Below are 20,785 nucleotides of genomic sequence, written 5' to 3'. Positions count from 1 at the left end.
GTGTTCGGTCCGCGCCGCCCGTGGGGACAGGGACGAAGAACCTTCGGGGTAATTGTTGATGTCCGACAAAAGTCTAGGACTGGGGATCGCCGTCGGCCAGACGCCCAAGGATCAGGGCGATCCGCAGAGTGAACGCAGAACGGACATCGGAGGGCGACCATCCGGTGACGTCCGTCACACGTCGCAGCCGGTAGCGCACGGTGTTGGGGTGCACGAACAGCATCCGAGCTGCGCCTTCGAGGCTGCTCGCCTGCTCCAGGTACACGCTCAGGGTCTCCAGTAGGGCCGAGCCGGCCTCTTCGAGCGGTCTGTAGATCTCCTCCACCAACTGCTCGCGCGCCGAAGGGTCCGAGGCGATCGCGCGCTCAGGCAGCAGATCATCCGCCAGCACCGGCCTGGGAGCGTCCTGCCACGCCGTGCACGCCTTGAGCCCGGCGGCCGCGGCCTGCGCCGACTTCGTGGCGTTCAGCAGGTCGGGAACCACCGGACCGGCCACCACCGCACCCGCGGCGAACGGGCCGATCAGCGATTTGGCCACCTGCATCGGATTGTCGCTGCCACCCGCGATGACCACGAGCCGGTCCCCGAGCACACCGGTGAGGACCTGGAGCTTGTGATGGCGGGCCGCGCGGCGGATCGCCTCGACCGTCAGCTCGCTGTCGCCCTCCGGCGCGGTGCCCAGCACCACGCACACGTGCTCCGGCGAATTCCAGCCGAGCGCCGCGGCCCGCGACAGCGCGCCCTCGTCGGCCTCACCGGAGAGCACCGCGTTGACGACCAGCGACTCCAGCCGGGCGTCCCACGCCCCGCGCGCCTCGGCGGCCTGCGCGTACACCTGGGCGGTCGCGAAGGCGATCTCCCGGGCGTACACCAGCAGCGCCTCGCGCAGGATCGACTCGTCGCCGGGCGCGGCGACCTCGTCGATCGCGGTCTCCATGACCTCGATCGTGGTCCGCACCATCTCGACGGTCTGGCGCAGCGTGATCGCCCGGGTCAGCTCGCGCGGAGCCGTCCCGAACACATCCGTGGAGATCGCCTGAGGGGTTTCCGGGTGCCGGAACCACTCGGTGAACGCGGCGATGCCGGCCTGGGCCACCAGTCCGATCCAGGACCGGTTCTCCGGGGGCATGTTCCGGTACCACGACAGGGTCTCGTCCATGCGCGCGATGGCGTTCGCGGCGAGCCGTCCGGAGGACTTCTCCAGCCGTCGCAGCGTCGCGGCGTGTGGATGCGCGGGGGCCGGATGCGCGGGATGGGTCGCTGGTGACTGCTCGCGTTCGGGTTGGGGCACGTGACAAGACTGCCCTATCGGGGCGGGTGCGCGGAGTCGGGTCTCACCCGGGCCCGTGTGGACGTCCCGGGGGCGTGGTGCGCCCGGGGACTACGGTGGCCTCCATGATTGATGTACGGCGAGGCGCCTACCGGTACGAGGGTGGGGACCGGGCCGCCGGGATCACCACCCGGCACGCCTTCTCCTTCGGGCACCACTACGACCCGGACAACCTGCGCTTCGGCCCGGTCCTGGCGTGCAACGAGGAGACCCTCGCCCCGGGCGCCGGCTTCGAGGAGCACCCCCACAGCAACACCGAGATCGTGACCTGGGTGGTGGAGGGCGAGCTCACCCACCGCGACAGCACCGGCGCCACCACCCTGGTCCGGCCCGGCGACGTACAGCACCTCGGCGCCGGATCCGGCGCCCGGCACGTGGAGCGCAACGACGGCCCCGGGCCGCTCCGCTTCGTACAGCTGTGGCTCGCCCCCCTGGAGCCGGCCGGGGAGCCCTCGTACGCGCTGGTCAGGGGCATCGCCGACAGCACGCCCTACGCCGTGCCCGCGGCCGGGGCCGTCCTGCACGTACGGCGTCCGGGCGCGGGCGAGCGGGTCGCCGTACCGGCGGCCGCACACGTGTACCTGCACGTCGTACGGGGGGACCTGCGCCTGGACGGAAAGGATGCCGACGACGGCGTCGAGCTCGGCCCCGGGGACGCGGCACGGATCACGGGTGAGACGGACCTGGAGCTGGTCGCCGGATCCCCGTCCGAGCTGCTGATCTGGGAACTTCCCTGACGTTCGGTCCTTCAGGGGGCGGTGGCGAGGGCGGCGGCCCGTGCGCGGATCAGCGGGAGCTGACCGTAGAGGGCGGTGCCGGGGCACTCGGTGGCGAAGGCGTCGCGGTGGCCGGAGATCCGCTGGAAGGCGACCCTCTGGCCGGACGTGAACCTGCCGTTGTCGATCGTGGCGGTGAGGGTGACGCTGCCCGCGGGGTCGTGGCCGTACCGGGCGAGCTTCCAGGCGGAGATCCGGGCCACGGAGTCCTCCGCCGCGTCCGGCGCGTCCTGGCCGGTGTAGTCGCCGATCACGGCGATGCCCGTGGTGTCCGTGTTGAAGCCCAGTGTGTGGGCGCCGGTCACGGGCCGGTCGATGCCGCCCTTGCGGCCCTCGAAGACCGTGCCGCACTTGTCGACGACGAAGTCGTAGCCGATGTCCTTCCAGCCGTTCGTCCTCACGTGCAGCGTCTGCAGACCGCGCACGATCGCCGCGGAGTCGGTGCAGTCGTACGCATTGCTCTGCGCGGTGTGGTGCACGAAGACGGCCTCGACCTCGTTGCCGTAGGCAGGCTCCTCGGGGCTGAGCGATTCGTCGGCGCCCCACTCGGCGCGGCTGACGATCTGCGGGACCGTCACGGCTGACCGGGCGGATGCCCTGGCCCCGACCGCGAAGGCCGCCGGCCCGGTGCGCACCGCGCGGGCGCTGCCCGGGTCGACCATGTCGAGGCGCAGGCCGGCCGGGAGGGCGGAGCCCTTGCCGGTGACCCGTACCTCGACGCCGTCGGAGGGGCCCGCCCACAGGGGCTCGGACGCCCCGCGCAGCCCCGGGCGCGAAGCGCCGTCGCTCGCCGCCCCGCCCTCGGAGCCGAGGGTGGTCCACCGGGACCACTCGCCGGTCTGCTCCGCTCTGGTGCGCACCTGTAAGCCGCCCTCGATCACGCGGCCGGGATCGTTCCAGGAGACGGCCAGCATGCTGAAGACGGAAGTGTCCTCGTCCTTGAACGTGGCCCCGGCGCCGCCCGCTTCGAGTGCGACGGTGCGCACCTCGGGGCGGGCGGGACCGTTGCCCGTCACCCCCTGTAACGCGAGAACGCCGCACAGGACCGTGGTCGTGGTGGCAGCCGTCAGCCAGATCCTGCGGGTTCGCACCCGGTTCTCCCCGAGGTTCACGGTGAATGAGAACCGGAATCTATCGATCCCCGACCGGGCGCCGTGTCAGACGGAGCGGCCGAGCTCCGCGAGCACCGCGTCGGTGAACGGAGGCCAGGCCTCCACGGCCCACGGGCCGAACGGGCGGTCCGCCAGCGCCACGCACGCGGCGCGCGCGTCCGGGTCCACCCAAAGGAAGGTCCCGGCCTGCCCGAAGTGGCCGAAGGTGCGCGGCGAGGAGCCGGCGCCCGTCCAGTGCGGGGACTTCCCGTCGCGGATCTCCACGCCGAGGCCCCAGTCGTTGGGGGACTGGTGGCCGTAGCCGGGCAGGACGCCCTTGAGGCCGGGGTGGACCACGGAGGTGGCCTCGGCGACGGTGCGCACGTCCAGCAGCCGGGGCTGCTGGAGCTCGGCGGCGAAGCGCACCAGGTCGGCGACGGTGGAGACGCCGTCCTTGGCGGGGGAGCCCTCCAGGCTGCTCGACGCCATGCCCAGCGGCTCGAAGACGGCCTGGTGCAGGTACTCGGCGAAGGGGATGCCGGTGGCCTTCGCGATGTGGTCGCCGAGGACCTCGAAGCCCGCGTTCGAGTACAGCCGGCGCTGTCCGGGCGGGGAGACCGTACGGTGCTCGTCGAAGGCCAGGCCGCTGGTGTGCGCGAGCAGGTGGCGGACGGTGGAGCCCTCGGGGCCGGCGGGCTCGTCCAGCTCGATCGCGCCCTCCTCGTAGGCGACGAGGGCGGCGTAGGCGGCGAGCGGCTTGGTCACGGAGGCCAGCGGGAAGCGGTGGTCCACCGGGCCGTGGGCGCCGAGCACGGTTCCGTCGGCGCGGACGACGGCCGCGGCGGCGGTCGGAACCGGCCAGTTCTCGATGATGCGCAGACTCTGCAAGCTCTCCATGCGGCCGAGGGTACTTGCTTGGAGTGCACTCCAAGGTTTTAGCGTGGAGTCATGAGCCTGACGCAGACGCGGTACACGATCAGCGAGGTCGAGGCCCGGACCGGTCTGACCCAGCACACACTGCGCTGGTACGAGCGGATCGGCCTCATGCCGCACGTGGACCGCTCCCACTCGGGCCAGCGGCGCTTCAGCGACAAGGACCTCGACTGGCTGGCCTTCGTGGGCAAGCTGCGCACCACCGGAATGTCGGTGGCGGACATGGTCCGCTACGCCGAACTCGTCCGCGAGGGCGCGCACACCATGGACCAGCGGCGCGAACTGCTGGAGCGCACGCGCTGCGAGGTGCGGGCGCGGATCACCGAGTTGACGGACGCGCTCGCGGTATTGGACTTCAAGATCGATATGTATGCGATGAATGCAGCTTCGATGAATGCGGCTTCGACGAACACCATCTCGGAAAAGGCGGATCGGGCATGAGCGGGATCGAGAAGATCGAGAAGGTCGAACTGGGCAAGGGAGGCCCCCTGGTGGGCGTCCAGGGCCTCGGCTGCATGGGCATGAGCGAGTTCTACGGGGACACGGACGAGGCGGCCGCCCGGCTGACCCTGGACGCCGCGCTGGACGCAGGGGTCACCCTCTTCGACACCGCCGACGTCTACGGGCGGGGCGCCAACGAGGAGTTCCTCGCCCCGTTCGTGGCCGCGCACCGCGAAGAGATCACCCTCGCAACGAAGTTCGCCATAGAGCGCAGCGACGACCCGATGTACCGGGGGATCCGCAACGACCGCGCGTACGTCCGCCGGTCGGTGGAGGACAGCCTGCGGCGGCTCGGCACCGATGTGATCGACCTCTACTACATGCACCGGCGCGACCCGGCCGTGCCGTTCGCCGAATCGGTCGGCGCCATGGCGGAGTTGGTGCAGGAGGGCAAGGTGCGCCACCTCGGGCTCAGCGAGGTGACCGGCGCCGAGCTGCGCGAGGCGCACGCGGTGCACCCGATCGCGGCGCTCCAGTCGGAGTGGTCGCTGTTCAGCCGGGACGTGGAGCGCAGCGCGGTGGGCGCGGCGGCGGAGCTGGGCGTGGCCTTCGTGCCGTACTCCCCGCTCGGGCGCGGCTTCCTGACCGGCGCGTTCGCGGACGCGGCGGCGGAGCTGTCGGCCGGCGACTTCCGGAAGTACCAGCCCCGTTTCACGGGGGACAACGCGAAGGCGAACGCGGCGCTGCTGGCGCCGGTACGGGAGATCGCGGCGGCCCGGCAGGCCACGCCGGGGCAGATCGCCCTGGCCTGGGTGCACCAGCAGGCGCGGGTGCACGGGCTGACCGTGGTCCCGATCCCGGGGACCCGCAAGGCGGCCCGCCTCGCGGAGAACACCGGGGCGACCCGGATCACCCTGACGGACGCGGAGCTGGCGCTGCTGGAGCCGATCGCCGCGCAGGTCTCGGGGGACCGCTACCCGGACATGTCCTCGACCTCGGCGGCGCGCGAGGCGTAGGCGGGGCCGGGGCCGGGGCCCAGGCCCCGGCTCCGCTCAGGCGCCCGCTGTGAAGCGGTCGCGGAGGGCGGCGTACTCCGCGTCCGTCAGGAGCCCCGCGCTGTGCAGTTCGCCCAGGTGCTGGAGCCGGTCGCCGGAGCGGGCCCGGGGGAGCGAGGCGACCGAGGCGACCGGGGAGCGGCCGCGCAGGGCGGCGAGGACCGCCGCCGCGAACGGCAGGGATTCGTGCACGGCCCCGTAGCCCACGCCGAAGACGGCCGAGGACAGGTCGTGGTCGGGCCGGGGGTCGCCCGCGAGGCCTCGGGCGAGCAGGCGCAGGTGGCCTCCCGCCCGCTCCGGGGAGTGCCATTCGACACCCGTCAGGGCGGTCAGCGGATACCGCTGGTCGCCCGCCTTCCATTTGGTGCTGGTGGCCCCGGTGCGGGACCAGTGGAAGGTGACGGCGGCGCCGTCGAAGGCGAGCCGGGCGTCGTAGGCCTTCAGGGCGGCCGGGGGCTGCTGGACGGGGACCAGGAAGCGGTCGGCCGGTTCGGGCGGCCCCATCCGCTCGCGCAGGTCCGCCGCGAAGGCGGCCGCCCGGTCGGCGCCGGCGCCGGGCAGCACCAGGCGGTACGGATCGCAGACCTCTCTCAGCTGCCCCGCCGCGGCTTCCATCAGCGGGTCCGCGCCCGCCCGCGCCGAGGCGCGCAGCACGACGGTGTCCCGCCGCCCCACGCTCAGACTCACCCCCGACAACGCTTCGAGGGGGATCCGGCGTTCCCCGAGGGCATGCCAGAGCCTGGGAGTTCGCATCCCCCGTGCGAAGCGGATGAGTATCGAGTCCGTGGTGCGGTCGAACTCCCAGACGGCATGGTTTCCGGCCAGTACGTCACCCATGCGGCACATCGTAAAGGGACCGACCCCTGCGCGTCCCCCCGCTGTGAAGCCCCTTTTCGGGGCGTCTACGCGTGTCAGGAGCCGTTCGTGCCGGAAATTCCGCGTCGGCAGGCGTCGCCGCCGGTGGCGCACACCATGGAACCGAACGTGCCGGTTCCGATTTTGGCGAAGTTGTCCAAAGAAGCGGTGCCTGGCTCGAAGTAGCCGGTGTGGCTCTTGGCTCCGGCCGCCGACAGCACCCGTGCGCCGAAGTCCGGGGAGACCGGATCCGCGCCGTGGCCCAGGCCCCCGACCTCCAGGTGCGGTACGTCCGCGATCCAGTCGCCGGAGTCCCGCATCGCCCAGACCCGCGCCGAGGTCCCGAGGTCCTCGACGTTCTCCGCCCGCATTCCGGGGCTGCCGGCCACCGCGATGTCCGTGACCCGGCTGGGCAGTTCGTGCGCGGCGATCCCGCAGACCACCGAGCCGTAGCTGTGGCAGAACAGCGCCACGCTCGCCCTGCCCGGCAGCGAGGAGGCCAGCGCGCGCAGCTTCACGGCGCCGTCCGCGGCCATCCGGCCGGTCGCCGCGTCCATGCCGACCCCCGTGGGCGCGGTGTACCCGGCCCAGGCGATGACCGCCGTCCGGCTGTCGGGCGCGGCCGCGCGCTCGGCCTCGTACAGGGACTCGGCCATGCCGGCGGGGGCGGTGAGGCGGCGCTGGGTGCGCTCGAAGGTCAGCGCGTCCGTATCGACACCGGGGACGATCACCGAGATCCGGCGGGCCGCGTCGAGATCGCCGAAGACCTCGGCGACGAGGCCGCTCCCGGTGGGGTCGAAGGTGAGGATCTGCCGGTCCGGCTCGGCGAGGGATTCGAAACGGTGGGCGCGCCGGGTGGCGTTGGTGCGGTCGGCGGGAGCCAGTGTGACATCGCGCCCGTCGGCCTCCTCCTCCCGGGCGGCCTGCTGCAAGGCGATCCGGTTGGCCCCGTAACGGGTCTCGGACGGCGCTCCGTCGAGGTTGCCGACGACGAGCGGGTACGCCTGCGCCAGCCGGGCGCGCTGGGCTCCGTCGAGCCCGGCGAAGAAGTGGGCCACCAGCGGGGCGGGGGCGTCGGCGGCGGGCAGCGCCCGGCCTTCGAAGCGGGCCCGGGCCCAGGAGGCGAGCGCGGCCTGGCGCGGGGAGATCCCCTCGTCGGGCCGGTGCACCGCGGTCCAGCCGGTGGTCGCGAGCATCAGGAAGACCACCGTCAGCGCGAGCAGGGTGCGCAGGACGGCCGGGCGCGCGACGTGGTCGACGGCGTGGGGGTGGGCGGGGCCGGGCAGGTTCACTGCGCCCAGACTAGGAGACCGCTGCGGGCGGTGGCGCGCGGGGTGACCGGAGTCACCGCCGACCGTGCGAAGCCGCCCAGAGCGGGTGATCTCGTACGGGACCGCCTACGGGGCCACGTGCGCCGGCGGGTGCGCCGCGCGCGGCCGAGGCTCCGGCTGCCCGCGATCGGGCGGGGAGCGGCAGGTCAGGCCGGGTGGCTCCAGCCGGCGGCCAGCGCCGGGCCGATCTGGTCGAGGTAGGTCTCGGTCATCCGCCGGATCGTGGCGACGCTGATGTCCTCGCCCTGACCCCAGAGCCGGCCGGTGACCCTCATCACGCCCGAGAACGCGGCGACGGCCACCCGCGGCCGCGGATCGGCGTCCACGTCCAGCCCCTCGCGCTCGGCGATCAGCAGGGCGATCCGCTCCTCCAGTTCGGTGGAGCGGCGCAGGTGCACGGCGAGCAGGGCCGGAGTGGACTCGATGAGCCGGTAGCTGCGCATGTACAGGTCGACCGGGACCACCTCGGAGATGGCCTCGTCCACGGTGTCCCAGGCGTCGAGCACGGCCGCGCGCATCGCTTCGAGGGGTCCCTCGGTGGGCGGGCGGGCTTGCAGCGCGGCGACGAAGTGGGATTCGACCAGGTCCTGGACCGCGAAGGCGACCTCCTCCTTGTTGGCGAAGTACCGGAAGAAGGTCCGCTGGGAGACGTCCACGGCGTCGGTGATCTCGTCGACGGTGGTCTCCTCGTACCCCTGGGCCACGAACAGCAGGAGCGAGGCGCGCAGCAGCGCGTCGCGGGTGCGGCGTTTCTTGCGCTCGCGCAGGCCGGCCGCCGGCGCGGACGGCGCGGGCCGCTGATCGGTCATCACGGCGGGCGGGTCCTTTCTGACGCGGAGTGAGTGGGCGGTCAGGCTACCTGTGACGGACCTGACAGTGGCTGTCTGACTAAGCCGTTTGTGAAGTGTCAGTCGCTGTCACTAGCCTGTTCGCATGACTAGTCAGATCACCGTCGACGACCAGGACGATCAGGCGCTCACCAAGGAACCAGGGCCCGCGCAGCCCCGTACCGGACTGCGCGGACACCCCTGGCTGACCCTCTTCGCCGTCGCGATCGGCGTCATGATGGTCACCCTCGACGGCACGATCGTCGCCGTCGCCAACCCCGCGATCCAGAAGGACCTCGGGGCCTCGCTGGCGGACGTCCAGTGGATCACCAACGGCTACCTGCTCGCCCTCGCGGTCTCGCTGATCACCGCGGGCAAGCTCGGCGACCGCTTCGGCCACCGCCAGACCTTCCTCATCGGCATCGCCGGCTTCGCCGTCTCCTCGGCGATCATCGGCTTCTCCAGCGGGGTCGAGCTCGTCATCGGCTTCCGCGTCGCGCAGGGCGTCTTCGGCGCACTGCTGATGCCCGCCGCGCTCGGCCTGCTGCGCGCGACCTTCCCCGCCGAGAAGCTCAACATGGCCATCGGCATCTGGGGCATGGTCATCGGCGCCTCGACCGCCGCGGGTCCCATCGTCGGCGGCCTGCTCGTGGAGAACGTGAGCTGGCAGTCGGTCTTCTTCATCAACGTGCCCGTCGGCATCGTCGCGCTCGCCTTCGGCCTGTTCATCCTGGTCGACCACCGCGCCGAGAACGCCCCGCGCTCCTTCGACATCCCCGGCATCCTCCTGCTGTCGGTCGCGATGTTCTCCCTGATCTGGGCCCTGATCAAGGCCTCCGAATGGGGCTGGGGCGACCTGAAGACCCTGCTCTTCCTGGGGCTGTCCGTCCTGTGCTTCGTGGCCTTCGCCCTCTGGGAGAACCGGGTCGCCGAGCCGCTGATCCCGCTCGGGATGTTCCGCTCGCTGCCGCTGTCCGCGGGCACCGTGCTGATGGTCCTGATGGCCTTCGCCTTCATGGGCGGGCTGTTCTTCGTGACCTTCTACCTCCAGAACATCCACGGTATGAGCCCCGTCGACAGCGGCCTGCACCTGCTGCCGCTCACCGGCATGATGATCATCGGATCGCCGCTGGCCGGCATAGCCATCACCAAGGTCGGCCCGCGCATCCCGCTCGTCGCGGGCATGGTCGCCACCGCCGCGGCCTGCTTCGGGATGGCGCAGCTGACCCCGCAGACCGGCACCCTGACCATGTCGCTCTGGTTCGCCCTGATGGGCTTCGGACTGGCGCCCGTCATGGTCGGCGCCACCGAGGTCATCGTCGGCAACGCCCCGCTCGAACTGTCCGGCGTGGCCGGCGGGCTCCAGCAGGCCGCGATGCAGGTCGGCGGCAGCCTCGGCACCGCCGTGCTCGGCGCGGTCATGGCCAGCAAGGTCGACAGCGTCTTCGGGGACAACTGGGCCGCCGCCGAGCTGCCGCCGCTCACCCCCGAGCAGACGGACCTCGCGGCCAAGGGGGTCCAGGTCGGCATCGCCCCGGTTCCGCCGGGGGCCCCCGACCAGGTCGCGCAGGCCATCACGGGCGTCGCGCACGACACGTTCGTGTCAGGGATGAGCACCGCCTTCACCGTCGCCGCCGTGGTCGCGGTGCTCGCCGCGGTCGTGGCCTGCTTCACCAAGCGCGGGGAGAACGCCGCCGCGGGGGCCGGGGCCGCCCACATCTAGGCCCGACACCGCCGGCCCACCGCCTGCGGGCCCACGGCCCGCCGGCCCACCGCCCGCCGGTCGGCCACTGACCGGCGCCGCCCGGGCTGCCCGCTGCTGCCCGGGCGGCGCCACCGGCGCTTCCGGCGGCCCCTGCCCGCCGATCGCAGGGGCCGCCGGAGCGTCAACTCCGTACGTACGACAGCCCCGCCGGACGGTTCCGGCGGGGCTGTCGCCTATCAGGGTGGACCAGGGCGCGGCCCCTTCCGCTCGCCCGTCGTCGCAGGTCAGCGTGGGGTCGGCGGAGCTTCCGGAACCGGTCCGGGGCCCGTCCGTCCACCAGGAGTTGACCCGTCATGCGTACGTGGAACACCCATCGTTTCGGGGGCACGGTCGCCGCAGCCGCCGTACTCGCCGCCACCCTGCTGATCCCGGGCACCGCCGGCTCCGCCCATGCGGCGGCAGGGGCCGGAAAGGGGGCCGGTCGGGGGGCCGGCCACGCCTCCGGGCCGCCGCCGCTGGGGGTCTGCGCCACCGGGCAGCTGTGCCTGTGGGCGAAGCCGGAGTTCAAGGGGGCCCGCAAGACCCACGAGCTCAGCACCCTCGACATCAACAGCTGCACCGCCCTGCCCGCCGGGACCACCGCCCAGTCCATCGCCAACCGGACCGGGCGCCCGGTGACCACCTACCAGTCGGCCGAGTGCGCCGAGACGGGAGAATTCCAGACCTATCCGGGCGACGGGGTGTGGCTGCCCCAATCGCCCTACCAGGTGCGGGCGTTCAAGGTGTGGGAGCGCTGACGGCCCCGGCGGCCCGGTCAGCCAGGTCATCCCGGTCGGCCCCGGGATCCTGAGCCGCTTCGGGGTCCTGGGGCGGGCCGCCCTGGGCGCGGACCCCCGCGCCCGGAGCGGCCCACTCGGCCTCCTCGGCCCCCGCGGCCCCGGAGCCCGCCCCGGTGAGCCGGGCGACCTCGGCGCGCAGCGCCCGTACCTCGCCCGCCAGTTCGGCGATGGCCGCCGTCTGGGCCCGTTCCACCAGGTCGTCGCGTTCGAAGCGGGAGATGAACCAGGCCGCGATGTTGGCGGTCACCACACCCAGCAGCGCGATCCCGGACAGCATCAGCCCCACCGCCAGCAGCCGGCCGAGCCCGGTGGTGGGGGAGTGGTCCCCGTACCCGACCGTGGTCATCGTCGTCACCGACCACCACAGGGCGTCCCCCAGGTTCTTGATGTTGCCGCCGGGCGCGTCCCGCTCCACGCTCAGCACGGCCAGCGAGCCGAACATCAGCAGCCCGACCACCGCGCCCGCCACGTACGTGGTCAGCCGGATCTGCGGGGCCATCCGGGCCCGGCGGCCCACCAGCAGCAGGGTGGAGACCACGCGCAGCAGCCGTAGCGGCTGGATCATCGGCAGCAGCACCGCCGCCAGGTCCATCCAGTGGGTCCGGATGAAGGCCTTCTTCGCCCCCGACAGGCCCAGCCGCATCAGGTAGTCCACGGCGAAGGCCGCCCACACCACCCACTCGGCGTGCGTGCAGGCCCGGTGCACGGCCGGATCCGCGTCGGGCGCCACGATGGGCACGGCGTAGGCGACGGCGAATCCGAGGGCGAGCAACAGGAGCGGCGTCTGCGTCCGGCGCTCCCACCGCGACTGGCGGGAGGGTTCCTTCATGAGGGCATGGTAAAGAACGAGTAAGGGGCGCTGGGACAGATGTCCCAGCGCCCCCACGGAAGGGTGACGGCTACGCGTCGCCGCCCGCCGCGCCCGGGTCGGCTGCCCTGACGTCCAGCAGCTGGTACCGGTCGATGGCCTGCTTGAGCGCCGAGCGGTCGATCTTGCCCTCCTTGGCCAGCTCGGTCAGGACCGAGAGGACCACCGACTGCGCGTCGATGTGGAAGAACCGCCGCGCCGCACCGCGCGTGTCGGCGAAGCCGAAGCCGTCCGCGCCCAGCGAGGTGTACGAGCCGGGAACCCAGCGCGAGATCTGGTCCGGGACCGCCCGCATCCAGTCGGAGACCGCCACGAACGGACCCTCCGCGCCGGACAGCTTGCGCGTCACGTACGGGACCCGCTGCTCCTCCTCCGGGTGGAGCAGGTTGTGCTCCTCCACCGCGACGGCCTCGCGCCGCAGCTCGTTCCAGGAGGTCGCCGACCAGACGTCCGCCTTGACGTTCCACTCGGCGGCCAGGATCCGCTGCGCCTCCAGCGCCCACGGCACGGCCACGCCCGAGGCCATGATCTGCGCCCCGACGGCGCCCGTGGTGCCCGCGGAGACCCGGTGGATGCCCTTGAGGATTCCGTCGGCGTCCACGTCCGCCGGCTCGGCCGGGTGCTGGATCGGCTCGTTGTAGACCGTCAGGTAGTAGAAGACGTCCTCGGCGTCGGGCCCGTACATCCGGCGCAGCCCGTCCTTGACGATGTGCGCGATCTCGTACCCGTACGCCGGGTCGTACGCCACACAGCCCGGGTTGGTCGACGCCAGCAGCTGGGAGTGACCGTCGGCGTGCTGGAGACCCTCACCCGTGAGGGTGGTCCGGCCGGCGGTCGCGCCGAGGACGAATCCGCGCGCCAGCTGGTCGGCCATCTGCCAGAACTGGTCACCCGTGCGCTGGAAACCGAACATCGAGTAGAAGACGTAGACCGGGATCAGCGGCTCGCCGTGCGTCGCGTACGCCGAACCGGCGGCGATCAGCGAGGCCGTGCAGCCCGCCTCCGAGATGCCGTCGTGCAGCATCTGGCCCGTCGGGGACTCCTTGTACGCGAGCAGCAGGTCGCGGTCGACCGCCTCGTACTGCTGGCCCAGCGGGTTGTAGATTTTGGCGCTCGGGAAGAAGGCGTCCATGCCGAAGGTGCGGTACTCGTCGGGCGCGATCAGCACGAAGCGCCGGCCGATCTCCTTGTCCCGCATGAGGTCCTTCAGGATGCGGACGAAGGCCATGGTGGTGGCGATCGACTGCTGTCCCGAACCCTTCTTGGCGGCCGCGTACGTCTTCTCGTCCGGCAGCTGCAGCGGCTTGGCGCGCACCACGCGGGTGGGCACGTACCCGCCGAGCGCGCTGCGGCGGTCGTGCATGTACTGGATCTCGGGGGAGTTGCGGCCCGGGTGGTAGTACGGCGGCGCGCCGTCCTCCAGCTGGGCGTCCGTGATCGGAATGTGCAGCCGGTCGCGGAAGCGCTTGAGGTCGTCGGCCGTCAGCTTCTTCATCTGGTGGGTCGCGTTGCGGCCCTCGAAGTTCGGACCCAGGGTCCAGCCCTTGACCGTCTGCGCCAGGATCACCGTCGGCTGGCCCTTGTGGGCCTTGGCCGCCGCGTACGCCGCGTAGACCTTCTTGTGGTCGTGACCGCCGCGGCCCAGGTGCTGGATCTGCTGGTCGGACATGTTCTCGACCATCGCCCGCAGCCGGTGGTCGTCGCCGAAGAAGTGCTCACGGATGTACGAACCGGATTCGGTCGCGTACGTCTGGAACTGCCCGTCCGGGGTGGTGTTCATCTTGTTGACCAGGATGCCGTCGCGGTCCTGCGCCAGCAGCGGGTCCCAGGAGCGGTCCCAGATCAGCTTGATGACGTTCCAGCCGGCGCCGCGGAACTGCGACTCCAGCTCCTGCATGATCTTGCCGTTGCCGCGGACCGGGCCGTCGAGGCGCTGCAGGTTGCAGTTGACGACGAAGGTCAGGTTGTCCAGGTTCTCGCGGGCCGCGATGGACAGCTGGCCGAGCGACTCCGGCTCGTCCATCTCGCCGTCGCCGAGATACGCCCATACGTGTGACTTGGAGGTGTCCGCGATGCCGCGGGCCTGCATGTACCGGTTCATCCGGGCCTGGTAGATCGCACCGAGCGGACCGAGGCCCATCGAGACGGTCGGGAACTCCCAGAAGTCCGGCATCAGGCGCGGGTGCGGGTAGCTGGACAGGCCGTACGGGGCCTTCGACTTCTCCTGGCGGAACGCGTCGAGCTGCTGCTCGGAGAGCCGGTCCAGGAGGTAGGCGCGGGCGTAGATACCGGGGGAGGCGTGCCCCTGGAAGAAGATCTGGTCGCCGCCGTCGCCCTCGTCCTTGCCCCGGAAGAAGTGGTTGAAGCCCACGTCGTAGAGGGAGGCGGAGGAGGCGAACGTGGCGATGTGGCCGCCGACCCCGATGCCGGGACGCTGGGCGCGCGAGACCATGACGGCCGCGTTCCAACGGGTGGCGTTGAGGACCTTGCGCTCGATCTCCTCGTTGCCGGGGAAGAAGGGCTCGTCCTTGGTGGCGATCGTGTTGACGTAGTCCGTGGAGCGCATCTCGGGCACGGCCACGCGCTTTTCGCGGGCCCGCTCGATCAGCCGCAGCATCAGGTAGCGGGCACGCTCACGGCCCCGCTCGTCGACGGCGGCGTCCAGGGAGTCGAGCCACTCCTGCGTCTCTTCCGGATCGAAGTCCGGGACCTGGCTCGGCAGGCCGCCAATGATGATCGGGTTGCGATCGGATGCGGAAGCCACGCTGTTCCTTCGCTGTCGGGGGAGTCGTGCCTTGGGGTTCGCCGCCTCCCATGGTCTTACGCTCGGCGGAAATCGTCACCTTTACCACTCGGTAATCCCTGGAGTCAGGGGGGATTGCGGGGGTCGGGGTGACGAGACCGGCCAAACCGCAACCTTACGCCCACCTAGATCAACGCCTTCGCAAGGCCGTTCGTCCCTCAAACAGGTAGGAAAGTCCCGAGGCGATGCCGAATGAGGTGGAATGGTGTGGGATGAATCACCAGAGGTACATACGGAGGGGCTGAAAGTTGCGGCGAGACGGCCGCAATCGTCACCGTTTCGACGGTCTCGGCGGCCGGGTACTTGCGCGATCCGCCGCGCCCGTGTGGACTACGCCCAATGCTGCGCGTACGCGCGCTGCCGAAGAACATTCACCGAACATGAGCAGGAGGCACCCCGTGAGCGCGACCGCGGACCACGCGGAGAACCTGGCCGCCAGGCTGGGTTTCCAGTCCGAACAGGTGGTCCAGGAGATCGGCTACGACGACGATGTCGATCAGGAATTCCGTGATGCCGTAGAGGGTCACGTCAGTGAGGTCGTCGATGAGGACTACGACGACGTCGCGGACGCGGTGCTTCTGTGGTTCCGGGAGGACGACGGCGACCTGACGGACGCCCTGGTCGACGCGACCGAGCTGGTCGAGGACGGCGCACTGATCCTGCTGGTGACTCCCAAGACCGGCAAGGACGGTTTCGTCGAGGCCAGCGACATCAGCGAGGCCGCCGAGACCGCCGGCCTCTCTCTGGCCAAGGGACTCCCCGTCGGCAAGGAGTGGACCTCCACCCGCCTGACGACGCCGAAGACGGCCAAGTCCAAGCGCTGAACCGCGCCCCGCAGCCAAGCGGACACACGCACCCCGCCGACCGGAATCGTCCCGGTCGGCGGGGTGTGTGCGTTCGGCGGCGCCGTGGGCCCGCGGCATAGGCTGGCCCCCGGGACATCACCCGGACGGCCCAACGCAGGGATGCAGGAACGAAGGGATGCGACAGATGGCGATCGAGGTCGGCAGCAAGGCCCCGGACTTCGAACTCAAGGACAACCACGGTGCCACCGTGCGGCTCTCCGACTTCCGGGGGGAGAAGGCCGTCGTGCTGCTCTTCTACCCGTTCGCCTTCACCGGCGTCTGCACCGGGGAGCTGTGCGAGCTGCGCGACCAGCTCCCGCGGTTCCAGAACGACGACGTGGAGCTCCTCGCGGTCTCCAACGACTCCGTCCCGACCCTGCGCGTCTTCGGCGAGCAGGAGGGGCTGGAGTACCCGCTGCTGTCGGACTTCTGGCCGCACGGGGAGACCTCCCGCGCCTACGGGGTCTTCGACGAGGACAAGGGCTGCGCGGTCCGCGGCACCTTCGTCATCGACAAGGACGGCGTGGTGCGCTGGAGCGTCGTCAACGGCCTGCCGGACGCCCGTGACCTGAATGAGTACATCAAGGCCCTCGACAGCCTCTGAGGGCCTCTGGGAGCCTGCGGGGAACGTCCGGCAGGCTCGGGGGCACGTTCGACTCGAATAAGCCCGTACAGGCGGGAACCCGTCACTAGGATCGAAACGTTGATCCTGTGAATCGCACGACGGGGCACCGCCCCACACAAAAACCTTATGGAGGACCCGTGGGAGTCAGCCTCAGCAAGGGCGGCAACGTCTCGCTGACCAAGGCCGCGCCGAACCTGACGGCGGTCATCGTCGGTCTGGGCTGGGACGCTCGCACCACCACCGGTGTCGACTTCGACCTCGACGCCAGCGCGATCCTGACCAACGACCAGGGCAAGGTCGCCAGCGACGCGAACTTCGTGTTCTTCAACAACCTGAAGAGCCCGGACGGCTCGGTCGAGCACACCGGTGACAACACCACCGGCGAGGGCGAAGGCGACGACGAGGCCATCAAGGTCAACCTCGCCGGCGTTCCGGCCGACGTGGCCAAGATCGTCTTCCCGGTCTCGATCTACGAGGCCGAGACCCGTCAGCAGAGCTTCGGCCAGGTCCGCAACGCGTACATCCGCGTCGTGAACCAGGCCGACAACACCGAGCTCGCCCGCTACGACCTCTCCGAGGACGCCTCGACCGAGACCGCCATGGTCTTCGGCGAGCTGTACCGCAACGGCGCGGAGTGGAAGTTCCGCGCCATCGGCCAGGGCTACGCCTCGGGCCTGCGCGGCATCGCGCAGGACTTCGGCGTCAACGTCTGAGCCTGATCCGTCAGAGCTGATTCGCCAGAGCAGCAGCTCACCCGTCCGGCGCCGTGCACTGTGTGTACGGCGCCGGACCGGCTTTACGCACGGCCGCACCGCCACACGGCCGCGCCGCCACCGCCGTACTGCCACACCCGCCGTACTGCCACACCCGCCGTACTGCCACACCGCCGCACTGCCACACCGTTGTCCGGGGAGGACCACAACATGGGCGTCACACTCGCCAAGGGGGGCAATGTCTCCCTCTCCAAGGCCGCACCGAACCTCACCCGGGTTCTGATCGGCCTCGGATGGGACGCGCGCTCGACCACGGGCGCCGACTTCGACCTCGACGCCAGCGCGCTGCTGTGCGGCAACGGCCGGGTGCTCGGGGACGAGTACTTCGTCTTCTACAACAACCTGAAGAGCCCCGAGGGCTCCGTCGAACACACAGGGGACAACCTCACCGGCGAGGGTGAAGGTGACGACGAGTCGATCATCGTCGACCTCACCAAGGTGCCGGCCGCCGTGGACAAGATCGTCTTCCCGGTCTCCATCCACGAGGCCGAGGCCCGCCGACAGAGCTTCGGCCAGGTCAGCAATGCGTTCATCCGCGTCGTGAACGAGGCGGACGGCCAGGAACTGGCCCGCTACGACCTCACGGAAGACGCTTCCAGCGAGACCGCGATGATCTTCGGCGAGGTGTACAGGTACGGCGGCGAATGGAAGTTCCGTGCGGTGGGGCAGGGGTACGCGTCAGGGCTCCGGGGCATCGCTCTAGACTTCGGGGTCAACGTTTCGTAAAGCCGTACAAGACGATGGGATGCCAGTGGTTCTGAAAACCTTCGGCTGGTCGTTCGCAGTCACTGCGCTCGGACTGGTCGCAGCGGTGCTCTACGGGGGCTGGACAGGGTTCGGGATCGTCGCGATCCTCACCATCCTCGAGATCTCGCTGTCCTTCGACAATGCGGTGGTCAACGCCGGAATTCTGAAGAAGATGAATGCCTTCTGGCAGAAGATCTTCCTCACGGTCGGCGTGCTCATCGCGGTCTTCGGCATGCGGCTGGTCTTCCCCGTCGCCATCGTCGCGATCAGCGCCAAGATCGGTCCCATCGAAGCCGTCAAGCTGGCGATGACCGAAAAGGAGCACTACCAGCAACTGGTCACGGACGCCCACCCGTCCATCGCCGCCTTCGGCGGAATGTTCCTGCTGATGATCTTCCTCGACTTCATCTTCGAGGACCGCGACATCCAGTGGCTCGCCTGGCTGGAGCGCCCGCTCGCCAAGCTCGGCAAGATCGACATGCTGTCCGCGTGCATCGCGCTGATCGTTCTGGTCGTCACCTCGATGACCTTCGCCACCCAGGCCCACCAGCACGGCGGCGCCCACGTGGACAAGGCGCAGACGGTCCTGATCTCCGGCGTCCTCGGTCTGATCACGTACATGATCGTCGGCGGTCTCTCCGGCTACTTCGAGAACAAGCTCGAGGAAGAGGAAGAGGCCGAGCACGAGGCCGAGGAAGAAGCCAAGAAGAGCGGCAAGTCCCCGGTCTCGGCCGTCGCCATGGCCGGCAAGGCCGCCTTCTTCATGTTCCTCTACCTCGAAGTCCTCGACGCCTCCTTCTCCTTCGACGGGGTCATCGGCGCCTTCGCCATCACCAACGACATCGTGCTGATGGCCCTGGGCCTCGGCATCGGTGCCATGTACGTCCGGTCGCTCACGGTCTACCTGGTCCGCCAGGGAACCCTCGACGACTACGTCTACCTGGAGCACGGCGCGCACTACGCCATCGGCGCGCTCGCCGTGATCCTGCTCGTCACCATCCAGTACCAGATCCACGAGGTCATCACCGGCCTCGTCGGCGTCGTGCTCATCGCATGGTCCTTCTGGTCCTCGGTGCGCCGCAACAAGCGCCTGGAGCTGGAGGGTTCCACCGCCGAGGCATGACCTCGGCGGTAATGCGGAACGCTCAAGTGCGGGGCGGTCCGGAGGGTCCACGGACCCACCGGGCCGCCCCGCTTCCGTGTGCAATCAGGCCATCAAGGGCTGCAGGGGGGTTGAGGGATGGGATTCTTCGACGGCATCAGGGGCAGTCGCGGTGAGCACTTCCAGTCGGGCAGTGCCTCGTCCAACGCGATCGAGCTGACCAAACGCCATCCGACGGTGTCGCTCACCAAACAGGGGGCGGTACACGGCAATCTGCGCGTGAACCTCTCCTGGCGGATGCGCACCTCGGACATCGGCGGCCGCACCGCCGGCCAGAGCGGGCAGCTCTTCCGCCACCCGTTCAAACTGTTCAAACCGGACATGGTGCAGGCGCACACCCAGGGCATGGTCAATGTCGACCTCGACATCGGCTGCCTCTACGAGCTGACCGACGGAACCCGGGGCGTCGTCCAGCCGCTGGGCAACCTCCACGGGGACATCAACAGCCCGCCGTACGTGAAGCTCAGCGGCGACGACCGCTTCGGTGCGCCCTCCGGCGAGACGATCTTCGTCAACCTCGACCACGCCGAGGCGATCAAGCGGCTGCTCGTCTTCGTATACATCTACGACCAGACCCCGGCCTTCGACCGGACGCACGCCCTGGTGACCCTCTTCCCGATCACCGGGCCGCGCATAGAGATCCCGCTGGAGGAGCGCCACCCGCAGGCGCGCTCCTGCGCGGTCGTCTCCCTGGAGAACGTCAAGGGCGAGCTGATCGTGCGCCGCGAGGTCAAATTCGTCTACGGGTTCCAGGCCGAGCTCGACCGGCTGTACGGGTGGGGCCTCCAGTGGGGCCGGGGTTACAAGACCAAGGCCTGAGGCGGCGGGCGCGCACCTCAGTGGCCTCAGTGGCTCGGCGGCTCAGTGGCCTCAGCGGCGGATGAACTGGGGACCCTGCACCGGCAGCCGGAAGGACGGGTCCCCGCCCGGAGCCGGAACCGCGGCCGGAGACACCGGCTGCGGGTACCCGTACGCGGGCTCCTCGGCCGGCGGGGCCTGGGTGGGCGGGGCCGGCAGCACCGGAGCGGGCGGCACCGGAGCGGGCTCGGCCGCGGCCGCCGGGGCCTCGGGGGCGCCCTCGTCCACGGAGATCCCGTGGTCGGTGGCCAGCCCGACGAGGCCGTTGGAGTAGCCCTCGCCGAGCGCGCGGAACTTCCACCCGTCGCCCCGGCGGTACAGCTCGCCGCAGATCAGCGCCGTCTCGGCGCCGGTCTCGGGCCGTACGTCGAAGAAGGCCAGCGGTTCGGAGCCGCCGGTGGCGGTGGCGTCGTAGAGCAGGATCCGCAGGTCGTGGACCCGCTGGAAGGGCACGTCCTCGGCGGAGGCGACGACCAGGATCCGGTCCACGGCCGGGGTGACGGCCCGCAGGTCCGCCTGGACGGCGTCGGTGATCCCGTCGCCGAGCTGCTTCTTGCCGAGCCGCCAGACCGCCCCCGAAGGGTGGCGGGGCTGGTTGTAGAACACGAAGTCCTCGTCCGACCGGACCCGTCCGTCCGGGCCCACGAGCAGCGCGGATGCGTCCACGTCGGGAACACCCGGCCCGCCGGTCCAGCGCAGCACCGCCCGGACCGCCACGGCGGCCACCGGGATGTTCGAGCCCTTCTGCATCGCGTGCGTCATGGCGGTCATCCTGCCCTCCCGGGCGGGACGGGGACAATGCGGCCCCCCGTAGACCTTGTCCCCGCGAAAAGTCCTGGGCATGGTGCAAGGGTGGCTACAGGGCGGGCGCGGAGGTGCATGGTGCACCCGGCCCGGCCGGAACCGTCCGGTACGAAGGTG

General features: G+C 70.7%; 20 protein-coding genes. 11 read left to right on the top strand and 9 right to left on the bottom strand.

Annotated features, from left to right (window positions below):
• Positions 1-73: 73 nt before the first annotated feature.
• The gene (locus OHU74_RS11025) at positions 74-1,291 is read right to left on the bottom strand and encodes a helix-turn-helix domain-containing protein (RefSeq protein ID WP_330296253.1); all 1,218 of its coding nucleotides are present in this window, start codon (positions 1,289-1,291) and stop codon (positions 74-76) included.
• A gap of 104 nt (positions 1,292-1,395) precedes the next feature.
• Between OHU74_RS11025 and OHU74_RS11020 the strand changes: the two genes are divergently transcribed.
• Positions 1,396-2,067: a pirin family protein gene (locus tag OHU74_RS11020; protein WP_371615723.1), complete on the top strand. Its 672-nt coding sequence runs from the start codon at positions 1,396-1,398 to the stop codon at positions 2,065-2,067.
• A gap of 11 nt (positions 2,068-2,078) precedes the next feature.
• Here OHU74_RS11020 and OHU74_RS11015 read toward each other — a convergent pair whose 3' ends face one another.
• Positions 2,079-3,197 (bottom strand): peptidoglycan recognition protein, encoded by a 1,119-nt coding sequence (locus OHU74_RS11015; RefSeq protein ID WP_371615722.1) that lies wholly within the window; start codon positions 3,195-3,197, stop codon positions 2,079-2,081.
• A 66-nt stretch (positions 3,198-3,263) separates the two neighbouring features.
• Positions 3,264-4,085 (bottom strand): serine hydrolase domain-containing protein, encoded by an 822-nt coding sequence (locus tag OHU74_RS11010; protein WP_371619647.1) that lies wholly within the window; start codon positions 4,083-4,085, stop codon positions 3,264-3,266.
• A gap of 60 nt (positions 4,086-4,145) precedes the next feature.
• Here OHU74_RS11010 and OHU74_RS11005 point away from each other — a divergent pair, with 60 nt between their 5' ends.
• Both OHU74_RS11005 and OHU74_RS11000 read left to right on the top strand, forming a co-directional pair.
• The gene (locus tag OHU74_RS11005; RefSeq protein ID WP_371615721.1) at positions 4,146-4,571 is read left to right on the top strand and encodes a MerR family transcriptional regulator; all 426 of its coding nucleotides are present in this window, start codon (positions 4,146-4,148) and stop codon (positions 4,569-4,571) included.
• On the top strand, positions 4,568-5,587 hold the full coding sequence (locus OHU74_RS11000; protein ID WP_371615720.1) for an aldo/keto reductase: 1,020 nt from the start codon (positions 4,568-4,570) through the stop codon (positions 5,585-5,587). The genes OHU74_RS11005 and OHU74_RS11000 overlap by 4 nt, the downstream gene beginning before the upstream one ends.
• A gap of 36 nt (positions 5,588-5,623) precedes the next feature.
• Here OHU74_RS11000 and OHU74_RS10995 read toward each other — a convergent pair whose 3' ends face one another.
• From OHU74_RS10995 to OHU74_RS10985, 3 genes are all read right to left on the bottom strand, one after another.
• Positions 5,624-6,472 carry a DUF4429 domain-containing protein gene (locus OHU74_RS10995; RefSeq protein ID WP_371615719.1) on the bottom strand — a complete coding sequence of 283 codons (849 nt, stop codon included), beginning with the start codon at positions 6,470-6,472 and terminating at the stop codon, positions 5,624-5,626.
• A gap of 65 nt (positions 6,473-6,537) precedes the next feature.
• Positions 6,538-7,677: an alpha/beta hydrolase gene (locus OHU74_RS10990; RefSeq protein ID WP_371619646.1), complete on the bottom strand. Its 1,140-nt coding sequence runs from the start codon at positions 7,675-7,677 to the stop codon at positions 6,538-6,540.
• Positions 7,678-7,958: 281 nt separating this feature from the next.
• The gene (locus tag OHU74_RS10985) at positions 7,959-8,621 is read right to left on the bottom strand and encodes a TetR/AcrR family transcriptional regulator (RefSeq protein WP_371615718.1); all 663 of its coding nucleotides are present in this window, start codon (positions 8,619-8,621) and stop codon (positions 7,959-7,961) included.
• A gap of 124 nt (positions 8,622-8,745) precedes the next feature.
• Here OHU74_RS10985 and OHU74_RS10980 point away from each other — a divergent pair, with 124 nt between their 5' ends.
• Together OHU74_RS10980 and OHU74_RS10975 are read left to right on the top strand one after the other, a co-directional pair.
• Positions 8,746-10,362 (top strand): MFS transporter, encoded by a 1,617-nt coding sequence (locus tag OHU74_RS10980; protein ID WP_371615717.1) that lies wholly within the window; start codon positions 8,746-8,748, stop codon positions 10,360-10,362.
• A 335-nt stretch (positions 10,363-10,697) separates the two neighbouring features.
• The gene (locus tag OHU74_RS10975) at positions 10,698-11,141 is read left to right on the top strand and encodes a peptidase inhibitor family I36 protein (RefSeq protein WP_371615716.1); all 444 of its coding nucleotides are present in this window, start codon (positions 10,698-10,700) and stop codon (positions 11,139-11,141) included.
• On the opposite strand, the gene OHU74_RS10970 is transcribed toward OHU74_RS10975, so the two are convergent.
• Positions 11,122-12,012, bottom strand: a complete 891-nt coding sequence (locus OHU74_RS10970; protein WP_371615715.1) for a potassium channel family protein — start codon at positions 12,010-12,012, stop codon at positions 11,122-11,124. The genes OHU74_RS10975 and OHU74_RS10970 overlap by 20 nt on opposite strands.
• Before the next feature lie 70 nt (positions 12,013-12,082).
• Positions 12,083-14,815 (bottom strand): pyruvate dehydrogenase (acetyl-transferring), homodimeric type, encoded by a 2,733-nt coding sequence (gene aceE / locus OHU74_RS10965; protein ID WP_371615714.1) that lies wholly within the window; start codon positions 14,813-14,815, stop codon positions 12,083-12,085.
• Positions 14,816-15,252: 437 nt separating this feature from the next.
• On the opposite strand from aceE, the gene OHU74_RS10960 reads away from it, so the two are divergent.
• From OHU74_RS10960 to OHU74_RS10935, 6 genes are all read left to right on the top strand, one after another.
• The gene (locus tag OHU74_RS10960) at positions 15,253-15,678 is read left to right on the top strand and encodes a DUF3052 domain-containing protein (protein ID WP_371615713.1); all 426 of its coding nucleotides are present in this window, start codon (positions 15,253-15,255) and stop codon (positions 15,676-15,678) included.
• Between the two features lie 166 nt (positions 15,679-15,844).
• Positions 15,845-16,303, top strand: a complete 459-nt coding sequence (locus OHU74_RS10955) for a peroxiredoxin (RefSeq protein ID WP_371619645.1) — start codon at positions 15,845-15,847, stop codon at positions 16,301-16,303.
• Between the two features lie 158 nt (positions 16,304-16,461).
• Entirely contained in the window at positions 16,462-17,037 is a 576-nt protein-coding gene (locus OHU74_RS10950) for a TerD family protein (RefSeq protein ID WP_030026013.1), read from the top strand.
• A gap of 210 nt (positions 17,038-17,247) precedes the next feature.
• A complete protein-coding gene (locus OHU74_RS10945; RefSeq protein ID WP_330296241.1) occupies positions 17,248-17,823 on the top strand; it encodes a TerD family protein in 576 nt (191 codons plus the stop codon).
• Positions 17,824-17,848: 25 nt separating this feature from the next.
• Positions 17,849-18,967: a DUF475 domain-containing protein gene (locus tag OHU74_RS10940; RefSeq protein WP_371619644.1), complete on the top strand. Its 1,119-nt coding sequence runs from the start codon at positions 17,849-17,851 to the stop codon at positions 18,965-18,967.
• A gap of 117 nt (positions 18,968-19,084) precedes the next feature.
• On the top strand, positions 19,085-19,825 hold the full coding sequence (locus OHU74_RS10935) for a Tellurium resistance (RefSeq protein ID WP_371615712.1): 741 nt from the start codon (positions 19,085-19,087) through the stop codon (positions 19,823-19,825).
• Positions 19,826-19,876: 51 nt separating this feature from the next.
• On the opposite strand, the gene OHU74_RS10930 is transcribed toward OHU74_RS10935, so the two are convergent.
• Complete coding sequence (locus OHU74_RS10930) at positions 19,877-20,626, bottom strand: TerD family protein (protein WP_371619643.1); 750 nt, start codon at positions 20,624-20,626, stop codon at positions 19,877-19,879.
• Positions 20,627-20,785: the final 159 nt, after the last annotated feature.

This window comes from Streptomyces sp. NBC_00454 (assembly GCF_041434015.1).
GTDB lineage: Bacteria > Actinomycetota > Actinomycetes > Streptomycetales > Streptomycetaceae > Streptomyces.
Note: the sequence above shows the minus strand (reverse complement) of the source record. Positions and strands in the feature narration are given on the sequence as shown.